Raw genomic sequence first — 13,266 nt, 5'->3', positions numbered from 1 at the left:
ATTCCTGCCCATCCGCTGCCCCCTCGTTTATGAAAAGCCGCCTGCGTATTATCTTCTGGCTGATGAGCTTGTGCATGCTCGGCATCAACGGGTTTCAGGCCTACTGGCTTTACACCACCTATCAGCTAACCGCCACGCAGTTTACCCGCACGGCGCACGAGGCGCTGCTGGCCGTAGCCCAGCAGCAGCAGCTGGCCGAAGTCCGGGCCCTGCTTCAACCCACCGGGCCCGGCCAAACTTACGGTCAGGTGGCCCTGCCCATACAGCGCCTCGATGCGGTGGGCCGCACGCAACTGCGGCAGCTGCTGCGGGTGGGCAGCCGGTACCCCGCCAACAGCTTCGCTGCCCGCCGCCAGGAAGACAGTGTGGCCCAGGCGTTTTGGCAGTTTTTACTGCGCAACGCCGGCAGCTCGCCTACTCTCAACCTGACGCGCCTGGCTACCGCCTACCAGGCCGAGCTGCGGCAGCGCGGCGCCGAGGCCGCTTTTCTGTTCGATACCGTGGCCACCGTGGCCGACCAGCGCTTGCATCCCGGGCCGCTGCCGTCGGGCTACGCTGTGCAAACGCCGCCGGTGGCACTGCCAGCGCTGCCCGGCGTTGCTGTTCGGGCCAGTTTCCAGCCGCCCTGGCCCTACGCGCTGCGCCGCATGGGGGGCCTGCTAGCCGGTTCGCTTGGCTTGCTTGGCATCACTACGGCCTGCTTTGTACTGATGCTGTCCACGATTCTGCGGCAGAAAAAGCTCTCTGAAATTCGGGAAGACTTCATCAACAACATGACCCACGAGCTGAAGACTCCCCTGGCCACGGTATCGGCCGCGGTGGAGGCTCTGCAGCACTTCGGGGCTTTGCAGAATCCACAGAAAACCCAGACCTACCTTGCTATTTCCCAGCAGGAGTTGCAGCGGCTCTCGGGCCTGGTCGACCACGTGCTGCACATGGCCGTGGCCGAACGCCAGCCATTGCGCCTAGAGCCCGAAACGGTGCAGCCCGCCGAGCTGGTCGCCGAGCTGGTGGAGCAGCACCAGCTCACCAGCCCGAAAGCCGTGCAATTCGCCCTCGACATAGACCCCACGGCCATCCGCTGCGACCGGCTGCACTTGCGCAATGTCATCAGCAATCTGATCGACAACGCCATCAAGTATTCCCGCGACCAGGTAACCATCACGATTCAGGCACAGCCGGAAAACGTGGGCTGGCGCCTCACCGTGGCCGACAACGGCATTGGCATCCCGGCAAACTATCAGCCGGCGGTTTTCGACCGTTTCTTCCGGGTGCCGACCGGCAATTTGCACCCGATTAAAGGCTTTGGGTTGGGCCTCTACTACGTGCGGCAGGTGATAGAGCGGCACGGCGGCCGGTTGCAGCTGCAAAGCGAGTTGGGCCAGGGCAGCGCGTTTTCCTTTTGGCTGCCCGCGCTTTAAAGGCTCTGAAGATGGCAACGATTCTGCTGGTAGAAGACGAGGCCGCCCTGGCCCTTATCATCAAAGACAGCCTGGAAATGCGCGGGTTCACGGTGCAGCACGCAACCGATGGCGAGCAAGGCCTGCACCTGTTCCGCCAGCAAACCCCCGATATTGTGGTGGCCGACATCATGCTGCCGCGGCTCGATGGCTTTGCGCTAGGCAAGCAGATGCGGCAAGAAAACGCCACCGTCCCGCTGATCTTCCTGACCGCTCTTTCCCAACCCACCGACGTCGTGCGCGGGTTCGAGCTCGGCGGCAACGACTACCTCAAGAAGCCGTTCAGCATGGACGAGCTAATTGTGCGCATCCAGGCCCAGCTCAACCGCGCTGCGCCTGCTGCGGCCAGCACCGCCACCGAGCCAGTGAAAATCGGCCACTACGTTTTCGCCTATACCCAGCAGCGGCTGCGGCTGGCGGACACCGAAATCGAGCTAACCAACCGCGAAGCTGAATTACTTAAGCGCCTCTACGACCACCGCAACCAGGTACTGGAACGCTCCACCGTCCTGCTCGATTTGTGGGGCCAGGACCATTTCTTCAACGGCCGTAGTCTCGATGTCTTTGTCACCCGCCTGCGTCGTTATTTGCGCGCCGATCCGCAGGTGCAAATTCTGAACGTTCGGGGAATAGGATACAAGCTGATTTTCTAGTAACAACTAAGCGCCCGATCGAACTAGCAAAAACCAGTGGCGTCGTGTCGGCCGCGCCTTCAGAACAAGTTTCGTTCAATCAACATGTACGGCCGACCTGGTTTTAGTTTCGTGCGTGAAACGGTGGCAAGTGCCACACCTGCGGTTGCTACACCGCCAGTTCGAGCCGCTTGCAACGAGTAATGCCTTTGTCCGCTGGTGGTTAAATCACCAACTGCCGATCGTTAATGCCTGGCTGGCGCCCTTGGTTCGTCTGGGGCAAGAGATGCTGACGCGCACGACGCTCGATGGCCGGCAGCTCTGGGTGGTGCCACCCGCCTTGCCGGCCTCGTGCACAACAGACGACCAGACTTGTACGCGCCCCGAAGGCCGGCATCTGCTCGACCTGCCGATTGGCGTGATAGACTACGGCGGGGCCGGACCTGCCTTTGCGGTGGAGGCCCTGTATCGTTTGCGGCACGAACATGATTCCCCCGCCGAGCTGGTCGTTATGCGCAATCCGGTAACGCCTCCTGATCCAGCCCAGTGGGCTGCACTGCGGCAGCTTGTTCAGCGGCTGCGTTTAGAGAATAGGGTACACCTGCGCCCCTTGAGCACTACAACTGAGTTTCAGTCTTTCTACAACGTTGTGGACGCGTTGCTACTCCCAGACGCGCAGCACGCGCGGTACTTGGCCGTGCTCAGTGCCATGTCATCCGGCTGCCCGCTGGTTTGCGCGCATACTCCTGATGCAGCCGAACTGCTTTGCCACGGCCGGACGGCCCTTCTTTTCCCCGTCCATGATCTAGCAACTTGCGCCCAGCAGTTGTTTGTTTCGCTCTCGTCGCCGGCCCAGGCCGACTTACTAGCGGCGCGCGCCGTCGCCTTCGCCCGGTTTCACTACGACCCAGTTCAGCAAAGTCAGCACCTGGAAACCATTCTCGATTACGTTTGCCTGCCTGAGGAGTGTTGAAGCAGCTCAGGAACCGAATTTCCCACTAAGGAGGAGCATGTAAAGCGCAGCCGCAAGGTAAGGGGCTTCAAAGATCAGCGATTGACTGGTCCCGCAGCAATAACACTCGGTGCGGTGGACTTCGTTGCGAGGGGAGCCCCGGCTAGTATTTCGGGGTTGGCGTTGGCGGCGTACTTCTCGAAGTTGGCCACAAACTTAGTAGCCAGGCCCTGCGCCGCTTGGTCGTAAGCCACAGGGTTGGTCCAGGTACGGCGCGGGTCCAGAATTTGGGCAGGCACGCCGGGCACCGTTTCGGGCACTGCTACCCCAAAAACCGGGTGCAGCAGGAAACGTACGGCATCAAGTTGGCCCGTGAGGGCAGCCGTAATCATGGCGCGGGTGTAACCGAGCTTCATGCGGGTGCCGGTACCGTAGCCGCCGCCGGTCCAGCCGGTGTTTATCAGCCATACCTGCACGTCGTGCTCTTCCATTTTCTGGCCGAGCATTTCGGCGTAGCGGGTAGGGTGCAGCGGCAGAAACACCTGCCCAAAGCATGCCGAAAACGTAGTTTGCGGCTCGGTAATACCCATTTCGGTGCCCGCCACTTTGGCCGTGTAGCCCGACAGGAAGTGATACATGGCGTGGCTCTTATCGAGCCGGCTGATGGGAGGCAGCACCCCAAAGGCATCGGCCGTCAGGAAGAAGATGTTCTTGGGCACCCCCGCCACCGACGGCTCCAGCGCATTCGGAATAAAGTGCAGCGGATACGCCGTGCGCGTATTTTCGGTTACCGACGTGTTAGCATAATCCACGCTGCGGGTATTGGGTTGGAAGCGCGTATTCTCAACAATGGCCCCAAACCGGATAGCGTTCCAGATTTCCGGCTCCTTCTCGGCGCTTAAATCAATCACCTTGGCATAGCAGCCACCCTCGAAGTTGAAGATGCCGCCCTGGCCCGGCAGCCAGCCGTGCTCGTCGTCGCCGACCAAGGCCCGGTGTGGGTCTGTGGACAGGGTGGTTTTGCCGGTGCCCGAGAGCCCGAAAAACACGGCCGCGTCGCCGGCCTCGCCCACATTGGCAGAGCAGTGCATGGGCAGCGTGTTTTGCTCGTGGGGCAGTAAGTAGTTGAGTACGCCGAAAATGCCTTTCTTCATCTCGCCAGCATAGGCCGTACCGCCAATGAGCAGCACTTTTTCGGTGAAGTTCAGGACCGCGAAATTCTTCTGGCGGGTACCATCCACCGCCGGATCGGCCTCGAAACCAGGCGCGCAAATAATGCTGAAATCGGCGGTCCAGCTGGTATCGGCGCCAGCTTCGGGGCGGAGAAACAAGTTGTAGCAGAATAGGTTGTGCCAGGCCATCTCGTTTACGACGCGTAGCTTGAGCTGCGAGGCCGGATGAGCCCCGGCGTAGCCTTCCCGCACGTAAATCTCCTTGCCCTCGAGGTAAGCTACCATCTTCTCCTGAAGGCGGTTGAACTTCGCGGCATCAAAGGGAATATTGATGTCGCCCCACCACACGCTGTCGATTGTGCCCGCATCCTGCACGATAAACCGATCTTTGGGCGAGCGGCCGGTGAAGGTACCCGTATCGGCCATCAAGGCGCCGGTGTCGGTGAGGGCGCCTTCGCCTCGGCACAAGGCGTGCTCTACCAGGGCCGCGGGCGGCAGATTCAGGTGCAATTGCTTTACTTGCGCGAAGCCGAGCGGGGCAAGGCGGGTCTGGAAATCGGCGGTGGCGTTCATCAGGTATGTGGTTAGTAGTGAGACTGTTGATAGCCGGCCTTACACCCGCTCGATAATGACGGCGTAGCCCTGCCCCACGCCGATGCACATGGTCACGAGGGCGTAGCGCTTCTGCTGTTTGTGCAGCTCCAAGGCGGCGGTGTTTAGAATGCGGGCGCCGCTCATGCCAAGCGGGTGCCCGAGGGCAATGGCGCCGCCGTTGGGGTTGATGCGCGGGTCGTCGCCTTCCAGCCCGAGCCCCCGGACACAGGCCAGCGTTTGGGCCGCAAAAGCCTCGTTGAACTCGATAAGGTCGATTTGGTCGAGTTTCAGGCCGGCTTTTTTCAAGGCCAACTGACTGGCCGGCACCGGCCCGATACCCATGATGCGCGGTTCTACGCCCGCCACACCCATGGCCACGAACCGGGCGCGGGGCGTGAGGCTGTGTTGCTTGAGGCCTTCTTCGGAAGCCAGCAACAAGGCTGCCGCGCCGTCGTTGAGGCCCGAAGAATTGCCCGCCGTTACGGTGCCGGTTTTACGGAAAGCAGGCCGTAGCTTGGTCAAGCCTTCCAGGGTGGTGTTGGACTTGATGAACTCGTCTTGAGCGAACAGCAACGGCTCGCCTTTGCGCTGCGGAATAGGTACGGGCACAATTTCCTCGGCAAAGCGGCCCGAGTCGCGGGCCCGGCCGGCGCGCTGGTGCGAGTCGTAAGCAAACTGGTCCTGGTCTTCGCGGCTGATGTGGTCGCGCTCGGCCAGGTTTTCGGCGGTTTCGCCCATGGCGTCGGTGCCGTATAGTTCTTCCATCCGCGGGTTCACGAAGCGCCAGCCGAAGCTGGAATCCTGCATCTGCGAGTCGCGGCCGAAGGCGGTGCTGGCTTTGGAAATCACCAGGGGGCCACGGGTCATGTTTTCCACGCCCCCGGCCACAAACAAGTCGCCGTCGCCGCACTGAATGGCGCGGGCCGCGGCCATACTCGCCGATAGGCCCGAGGCGCAGAGGCGGTTCACGGTTTCGCCGGGCACGGTGGCGGGCAAGCCGGCCAGTAGCAGCGCCATGCGGGCCACGTTGCGGTTGTCTTCGCCGGCTTGGTTGGCGCAGCCGAGCAGCACGTCGGCAATGCCGGCCGGGTCGGTGGTGGGGTTACGGCGCAATAGCTCCTGAATAACCAGCGCCGCCATATCATCGGGGCGCACGGTTGCCAGGGTGCCACCAAAGTTGCCAATCGGGGTGCGGATACCGTCAACGATAAATGCGTCTTTCATTCTTCAGTTATTCAGAATAAACTAAGTGGTGAAATGGGGCACCCCGCCCCCCAAGGATTCTGCGCATTAAGCAGTGGAGGGCGGGGTGGGGGTTCACGGGAGAGGTATTATCAACTAACAGGACGTGTGTGAACTTTTCAATCACTCAAGCCTGTGGTTGATTCTCGGCCGGCTTGCCGCTGCTCTTAAGCTTCTTCATAAACTCGCTAAAGGCCGGCCGCATTTCTGCAAACAGCTCATGCTCGCGGTTCTTAAGCATCACTTCGCCGAACAGCTTCAGCCCAATGGCAAACTCGGCGGCCTGGCCTGGTTCGGCAAACAAGTTGCGCGCCTGTATCCGCTCGACTATCTGAAAAATGTCGTCGTGGTTATCGAATTCCAGCTCCAGCGGTGGGTGCGTGGGTTGGTCGGGGGCAGCAGGGGCCACGTGTTCGAGGCGCAGGCGGTAGTGGTGGGCGCGTTTAGGCATGAGGTGGTTAGTGAGGGATGATTATTGTTAGCTGATTGTTGATTGTTGCTTAGCAAGGCAAAAAAAGAGGTAACGCGAAGTTGTACTTCGCGAAGCGTTGAACGACTTGGTTGCGTGATCTAGGCAGATGTCAGCACGCGCCTCGCGAAGTACAACTTCGCGTTACCTCTTTGCTTTCCTGCTGTGCCGTACAGCATCGGCAACTGGCTTGGAAAGGCATCGCAGAAATAGTAAAAGCTGCTTTCTAAACCCGAAAGAGATGTAACGCCGCGTAACAGCAAGCATCGAGCATTAATAATCAACCGAAACAGATTCCCGCAGCTTTTCCTTGAATTGGGCGCTGGTTTTCGCTCGCACTTCTTCTAAGGTGGCGCCGGGCATCACTTCTATGAGCGTCAGCTGACCAGCTTCAAAGTTGAACACAGCTAGGTCGGTAATCACTAGGTCCACCACGCCGTGCGCAGTGAGCGGCAGAGTGCAAGCCGGGACGATTTTCGAGCTGCCGTCGGGGTTGGTGTGGGTGAGGGTGATGATGAGCTTTTTGGCGCCGGAGGCCAGATCCATGGCGCCGCCCACGCCGAGCAACGGCTTGCCGGGCACCGCCCAATTGGCGAGGTTGGCCGCTTCATCCACTTCCAAACCGCCCATGATGGCCGCATCTACGTGCCGCCCCCGTATCATCCCAAACGAGTCGGCGCTGTCGAAGTAGCTGCTGCCGGGCAGGGCCGTAACCGGAATTTTGCCGGCATTGACGGGGTAATGCAGCGCCCCGCCGCCATCGGCCGGGGCCGGACCCACGCCCAACATGCCGTTTTCGGTGTGCAGAATGATGCCGTGCTCGGGCGTAATCAAATCGGCTACCAGCGTGGGAATACCGATGCCGAGGTTTACAACGTCGCCGGGGTTTAGCTCGGCTAGGGCGCGGCGGGCCATGTTCATGCGCGGCTCGTCTACGCGCTTGGCAGCGCCAACGGAGGCCGAAGTACCCAAATCGTTTTCCGTAAGGTGGGCCAATACCAGGTAATCCACAAAGCAGCCGGGGGTGTGAATGAAGTTAGGATCAAGCTCGCCCACTGGCACTATTTCCTCTACCTCGGCCACCACCACGTCGGCGGCCGTCGCCATGGCCCGGTTGAAGTTTTGCTCGGTGAGGCGGTAGGTAAGATTGCCAGCAGTATCGGCTTTCCAAGCCCGGATAAAGGCCACATTACCCCGAATGCCTTTCACAAACACCTGCTCTACGCCATCGAGCACCTTGGTTTCCTGCCCTTCGGCAATGAGCGTACCCGCCGCCGTGGGCGTGTAGAACCCGCCAATACCTGCGCCCCCGGCCCGAATGGCTTCGGCCAACGAGCCCTGCGGCAACAACTGGTATTCCACCGCCCCGGATTGCGCGGCCTTCACCGCATCGGGGTTGCTGGTGAAAAACGAGCCCACCATCTTCCGGATCTGCCCGTTGCGCAGCAGCCGCCCACCGCCAATGCCCGGCTCCCCCACATTGTTGCCAATGAAGGTCAGGTTGCGGGTGCCGGTTTCGGCTAGTGCGTGCATCAGGTGCACCGGGTTGCCGGTCATGCCAAAACCGCCCTGCAAGAGCGTATCGCCATCTTTAACCAGAGCGGCGGCTTCGGCAAGGGTGAGTTGAGGTACTGTTTTCATGGGGTGGGATTATATTTTTTTGATGGAGAACGGTCATGTTGAGCTTGTCGAAGCATCTCTCCCGCTTCGTTGCCATGCTGTTGATTACTACTGCGGTAGAGATGCTTCGACTGCGCCTCCGGCTGCGCTCAGCATGACGGGCCTCAACATGACAGGCCGAGATTTTCGCTGATGGTTGCTGCCACGCCTTCGCTGGCTCGTTGGGACGCAATGCCCACGTAATTCTCGGCTACCACGCGGGAGGCAGCTTCGCAGGTCGTCAGTAAGTCAAACCGCGACTGTTGCAGGTGCTGGTCGAAGGCGGGCTTGCCGGGGAGTTGGTGCAGCATCTCGGTCATGTAGTTCGAGAATTCCTGTACTCGCCACACCCGCCGCAGGCAGGCGGCAGAGTAGTTGTGTAGCAGGGTACTGTCGGCGTCCTGGTAGTAGGCCCGTAGCGCGTCGAATAGGGTTTTGGTGTCGGCGGCCGCCATGTTTAGACCTTTGCCGCCAGTGGGCGGCACGATGTGGGCGGCGTCGCCGGCCAGGAACAGGCGCTGGTACTGCATGGGCTCGGTCACGAAACTGCGCATGGGCGTGATGGTCTTCTCCAGAATGGGGCCCTCCTGCAAGGTCCAGTTGGCGGTGCCGAGGCGCAGGTGCAGTTCCTCCCAAATGCGGGCGTCGGGCCAGTCCTCCACCGTGTCGGCGGGGTCGCATTGCACGTAGAGGCGGCTGATTTCGCTGGAGCGCATGCTGTGCAAGGCAAAGCCGCGCTCGTGAAAAGCGTAAATCAGCTCGTCGGTGCTTGGTGCTACTCGCGCCAGAATGCCGAGCCAGCAGTAAGGATAGATCTTGTCGTAAGTCTTGAAAAAGCCTGCCGGCGCGGCCTGCCGCGAGATGCCGTGAAACCCATCGCAGCCCGCCACGAAGTCGCACTGCAATGCGTGGGTTTCGCCTTCGTGGGAGTAGTGGATAGTGGGCGAATCCGTTTCCAAGCCTTCAATGCCAGTGGCATCGGCTTCAAAGAAAATGGTGCCGCCGGTTTCTAGGCGCCGCGTAATTAAATCTTTGATGACTTCGGGCTGCGCGTAGATGGTGACGTGGGAGCCACTAGTTAGCTCGGAGAGGGCCACACGGTGGCGCCGGCCGTTGTAGCTGAGCAGCACGCCGTCGTGCACTAGCCCGAGGCGGTCGAGGCGGGCGGCGGCCCCGGCTTCGCGCAGCAAGTCCACGGTGTTTTGTTCGAGCAGGCCCGCGCGCTGCCGGGTTTCCACCCGCTCGCGCGAGCGGTTTTCCAGCACCACCGACGTAATGCCTTGCTGATGCAACAGCTGCGATAACAGCAGCCCGGCCGGACCAGCTCCGATGATACCAACCTGCGTACGCCGGGGGCGCGAATCGTGCGTTTCCATAGGCTTGAAGTGAGGGGTGGGAATAGTAGTGTGTAGTGTAGAAGGTCCGGTTGAGATGGTTCTCTGAACGTACCCTGTGGGCTTCGTAGGACCACCAGTTGGGGAGCGGGCTGCTGTAACTCAAGCTCCAGCTTACCAGGTGGTTGCTCGACATGAGCCGCGCCGTAACAACGGTTATCGTGTAGCCACTCACTAGCCGAAAGCGTAGTTGTACTTATCTATTTGAAATCGATGTTCAACTCTGTAAATACTCGCTCGGCGGCGTGGTAGGCGCTGTTGGCGGCCGGCAGCCCGCAGTAGATGCCGGATTGCAAAAGCACTTCCTTGATTTCGGCCACGGTCACGCCGTTGTTAAGGGCGGCTTTCACATGCATCCGAAACTCGTCTTCCCGATTCAAGGCAATCAGCATAGCCAACGTAATCAAGCTCCGTTCCCGGCGCGCTAGATCAGGCCGGGTCCACACCTCACCCCACGCGTAGCGGGTGATAAACTCCTGGAAGTCACTATTGAATTCGTTGATGTTGTCGGTGGCTTTATCCACGTGCGCATCGCCGAGCACCTGGCGCCGCACCGTCATACCCGCTTCATAGGTTTCTTCGGAAGTCATGGGGGTGGTTGGTGGTTGGTTGGTGATTGCTGAATTGTTGGTTGCTGAATTGTTGAATTGTTGATTGTTAGCTGTTGATTGATAGGTCGTTAATGATTATTCTATTCTTTAACAATCAGCAATCAGCAATTCAACAATCACCAATCACCCAAGAAAGAACCGCAGCAGCGCCCCGGTGAAGGAGGCGGCGGCTTCTACGTTGGAGAGGTGGGCGGCCGGGAGGGGCAGCATATGAGCGTGCGGAATGTGCTTTTCCAGGTATTCGCCGTCGCCGACGGTGGTTACGGTGTCGGCGGTGCCGGTTAGCACGTAGCTCGGCACCGAAATGCGGCGGATATCCTGCCAGAAGTCGGCGTCGCGGACGGCGGCGCAGCAAGCGGTGTAGCCCGCCGGGGGCGTGGCCCGGAATACGTCCAGAATGTTTTGCACCGTCTCGGGCTGCGTTTGCTGGAACTTCGGCGTAAACCAGCGGCCGGCCGTGGCTTCTGCCAGCTTGCTCAAGCCTTCCGCTGCCACTTGCGCAATGCGGGCGTTCCACATGTCGGCCGTACCGATTTTGGCGGCCGTGTTGCTAAGAACCAGCTTGTGCAGGCGCTCGGGGGCATGAATGCCGAGCCACTGCCCAGTCAGGCCACCCAACGAAATACCGCAGAAGTGCACCTGCTTGAGCTCCAGCGCATCAAGCAGCGCCAGCACGTCGTGGCCGAGCTGCTCGATGGTGTAGGGACCCGCGGGTACGGCGCTCTGGCCGTGGCCGCGGGTGTCGTAGCGCAGCACCCGGAAGTGCTCGGCCAGGGCCGGTGCCTGCGCGTTCCAGAGGGTGTGGTCGGTGCCCAAAGAGTTGGACAACACCACAACGGGGGCGTCGGCGGGGCCGGTTAAGGTGTAAAACAAATTGCCCGACGGGCGTTCCAGCAGAGACATAGGCGCGGGTCAGGTGGTGGGAACGGGAGCGTGAAAGCGGGCTAGCACCTCATCGGTGAAGTGCTGGCTAAGGCCGGTGGCCCGGCGCGGGTCGAACAGTTCGCGCAGGCTTTCGTCGCTTAAAAACCGACTGGCTTCGGGGTGCTGGTGCAGTAAGTCGCGCAGGGGCATCCGGTCGTGAAGGGCTTGCTGGCAGGCTTGCTCGACTAGCTGCTGCGCTTCCGCTTTGCCGAGGTGTGGGGTAAGGGCGGCGGTTACATCCTCGGCGTAAATCAGGCCTTGCGTTAAATCCAGGTTGCGCCGCATGCGGGCGGTGTCCACTTCCAGGGTGCTCAGTAAGTCGTGGGCGTGGGCCAGGGCGGCGGCCGTCAGGCGCAGCAGCTCCGGCAGCACCTCCCACTCGGCGTGCCAGGCCCCGGCGGCGCGCTCGTGCTCGTGCTGGCTCAGCCCCGAGAGCAGCGTAGAAACCAGTCCTGGCGTGCGCCCGGCAACAGCCACCAGAAACGTAGCCGACACCGGGTTGCGCTTGTGCGGCATGGCCGACGAGCCCCCTTTGCCGGCCGCCGCACCCTCGGCCACTTCGCCTACTTCGGTTTGCATCAGCGAAATCAGGTCGTGCCCTAGCTTGCCCAACGAGCCACTCAGGATACCTAGCGCCGCTGCCACATCCACCAGTCGGTCGCGCTGACTGTGCCAGGGCAGCACCGGGGCGGCCAGTTGCAGCGCCGCGGCCAGTTGCCGGGCCACGGCCGGACCTTGCGCGCCGAGCGTGGCCAACGTGCCCACTGCCCCCCCGAATTGCAGCGCCAGTGCCTCGCGCTGCACTTGCAGCAGGCGTTGCTCGGCGCGTAGCAACGTATCGAGCCAGGCGGCCACTTTGTAGCCGAAGGTGATGGGCCGGGCCTGTTGCAGCAGAGTTCGGCCTATCATGACGGTGTCGCGGTGCTTGGCCGTTAGCTCTGCCAATGTGTTCTGCAAGTCAAGCAGCTGGTTGTTGATGAAAGACAGGGCCGCTTGTAGCTGCAGCATCAGCGTCGTATCCAGCACATCCTGGCTGGTAGCGCCTAAGTGCACGTATTTGGCGGCTTCAGCGTCTTGCTGATTTACGCGCCGGGTCAGGGCTTTCACCAGCGGAATAGCGGGGTTGCCGGCCAGCAGTGTCTGTTGGGCCAGTTCTTCTAGGTTCCAATTCAGCTCCGAGCAAACGGCAGCAATAACCGTTGCCGCCGCAACTGGAATGATGCCTAACCCGGCCTGCGTTTTCGCCAGGGTGCTCTCGAACGTGAGCATACCCCGCACCTGCGCGTCGGCGCTGAACAGCTCGTCGATTTGCGGGTGGGTGAAAATCAGGTGAGAAAGGCCGGACATCTGATAAAGTGGTAAAACTTGGTAAGTGCTTGCTTAGGGGTGGCTGAACTCAGTTCATAGTTGAAAAAACACGGTTTCCTCTTCGCCTTGTAGTTGAATATCAAAGTGGTAGCAGGGCCGGTTGAAGCCAGTAGCGGCGTGTGCCAATAGGGTTTGGCGGCGCTCAGCGGGTACGGCGTTCAGCAGTTCGTCTTGGACGTTGGCAGCCGCTTCGTCCGAGAAATAGAGGCGCGTGTGCAATGCATGCAAGGAGCCGCGCATGAACAGCACCACGTTGATATGTGGCGCCTGTCCGGCGGCTATGGCCCCGGGCTTGATGGTTTCAAACTCGAACTTAGCGCCCGGCTGCGTCCCCGTGCCCACCCGACCGAAGCCGGTAAACTCGGTGCCATCATCATCTTGCAAACTAATGGGCGCCGTGCGGTAGCGGCCCTGCGCATCGGCCTGCCACAGCTCCACCACGGCATCGGGCACGGGTGCGCCTTGCCCGTCGAGCACCCGGCCCGTAATCAGGATGTGCTGGCCAGGGGTAGCCGGCCCGAGCAGCGCGTGCCCCATTATGCTATCATAGGGGTAGCCGTACTGGCGGGCCGTCAGGCTGTAGGCGAAAAATGGCCCGACGGTTTGCGAAGGAGTCTGGCGGAGGCGCTGCATCGGGTTGATTGGTGATTGTTGGGAGTATTTGATAGTGAGTAGTGAAACCGTCATGCTCATCTGGCGTCCGCGCAGGCGCAGCATCTCGCTAGTGTGGTAAACCCTTTACCGGTGTAACGAGTCGAGCGAGATGCTTCGACTACGGCTGCGCCTGCG

General features: G+C 60.8%; 12 protein-coding genes. 3 read left to right on the top strand and 9 right to left on the bottom strand.

The window, feature by feature from the left end; all coding sequences use genetic code 11:
* Positions 1-29: 29 nt before the first annotated feature.
* From VF639_RS12030 to VF639_RS12020, 3 genes are all read left to right on the top strand, one after another.
* On the top strand, positions 30-1,421 hold the full coding sequence (locus tag VF639_RS12030) for a sensor histidine kinase (RefSeq protein ID WP_331146152.1): 1,392 nt from the start codon (positions 30-32) through the stop codon (positions 1,419-1,421).
* A gap of 11 nt (positions 1,422-1,432) precedes the next feature.
* Entirely contained in the window at positions 1,433-2,113 is a 681-nt protein-coding gene (locus VF639_RS12025; protein ID WP_331146151.1) for a response regulator transcription factor, read from the top strand.
* 115 nt (positions 2,114-2,228) lie between these two features.
* Positions 2,229-3,065 (top strand): glycosyltransferase, encoded by an 837-nt coding sequence (locus VF639_RS12020; RefSeq protein ID WP_331146150.1) that lies wholly within the window; start codon positions 2,229-2,231, stop codon positions 3,063-3,065.
* 74 nt (positions 3,066-3,139) lie between these two features.
* Here VF639_RS12020 and pckA read toward each other — a convergent pair whose 3' ends face one another.
* The 9 genes from pckA to pcaG form a co-directional block, all read right to left on the bottom strand.
* Positions 3,140-4,789 carry a phosphoenolpyruvate carboxykinase (ATP) gene (pckA, locus tag VF639_RS12015; protein WP_331146149.1) on the bottom strand — a complete coding sequence of 550 codons (1,650 nt, stop codon included), beginning with the start codon at positions 4,787-4,789 and terminating at the stop codon, positions 3,140-3,142.
* A 39-nt stretch (positions 4,790-4,828) separates the two neighbouring features.
* Complete coding sequence (gene pcaF / locus VF639_RS12010; RefSeq protein ID WP_331146148.1) at positions 4,829-6,034, bottom strand: 3-oxoadipyl-CoA thiolase; 1,206 nt, start codon at positions 6,032-6,034, stop codon at positions 4,829-4,831.
* Positions 6,035-6,179: 145 nt separating this feature from the next.
* The gene (locus VF639_RS12005) at positions 6,180-6,503 is read right to left on the bottom strand and encodes a DUF3861 domain-containing protein (protein ID WP_331146147.1); all 324 of its coding nucleotides are present in this window, start codon (positions 6,501-6,503) and stop codon (positions 6,180-6,182) included.
* 291 nt (positions 6,504-6,794) lie between these two features.
* Positions 6,795-8,162 (bottom strand): 3-oxoacid CoA-transferase, encoded by a 1,368-nt coding sequence (locus tag VF639_RS12000; RefSeq protein ID WP_331146146.1) that lies wholly within the window; start codon positions 8,160-8,162, stop codon positions 6,795-6,797.
* A 143-nt stretch (positions 8,163-8,305) separates the two neighbouring features.
* Positions 8,306-9,556, bottom strand: a complete 1,251-nt coding sequence (locus tag VF639_RS11995) for a 4-hydroxybenzoate 3-monooxygenase (protein ID WP_331146145.1) — start codon at positions 9,554-9,556, stop codon at positions 8,306-8,308.
* Positions 9,557-9,774: 218 nt separating this feature from the next.
* Entirely contained in the window at positions 9,775-10,164 is a 390-nt protein-coding gene (gene pcaC, locus VF639_RS11990; protein WP_331146144.1) for a 4-carboxymuconolactone decarboxylase, read from the bottom strand.
* 144 nt (positions 10,165-10,308) lie between these two features.
* Complete coding sequence (gene pcaD / locus VF639_RS11985; protein WP_331146143.1) at positions 10,309-11,088, bottom strand: 3-oxoadipate enol-lactonase; 780 nt, start codon at positions 11,086-11,088, stop codon at positions 10,309-10,311.
* 9 nt (positions 11,089-11,097) lie between these two features.
* Positions 11,098-12,456, bottom strand: coding sequence for a 3-carboxy-cis,cis-muconate cycloisomerase (gene pcaB / locus VF639_RS11980; RefSeq protein ID WP_331146142.1), 1,359 nt, complete (start codon positions 12,454-12,456; stop codon positions 11,098-11,100).
* Positions 12,457-12,510: 54 nt separating this feature from the next.
* Complete coding sequence (pcaG, locus tag VF639_RS11975) at positions 12,511-13,194, bottom strand: protocatechuate 3,4-dioxygenase subunit alpha (RefSeq protein ID WP_331146141.1); 684 nt, start codon at positions 13,192-13,194, stop codon at positions 12,511-12,513.
* Positions 13,195-13,266 lie beyond the last annotated feature (72 nt).

Source organism: Hymenobacter sp. (genome assembly GCF_036387835.1).
GTDB lineage: Bacteria > Bacteroidota > Bacteroidia > Cytophagales > Hymenobacteraceae > Hymenobacter.
Note: the sequence above shows the minus strand (reverse complement) of the source record. Positions and strands in the feature narration are given on the sequence as shown.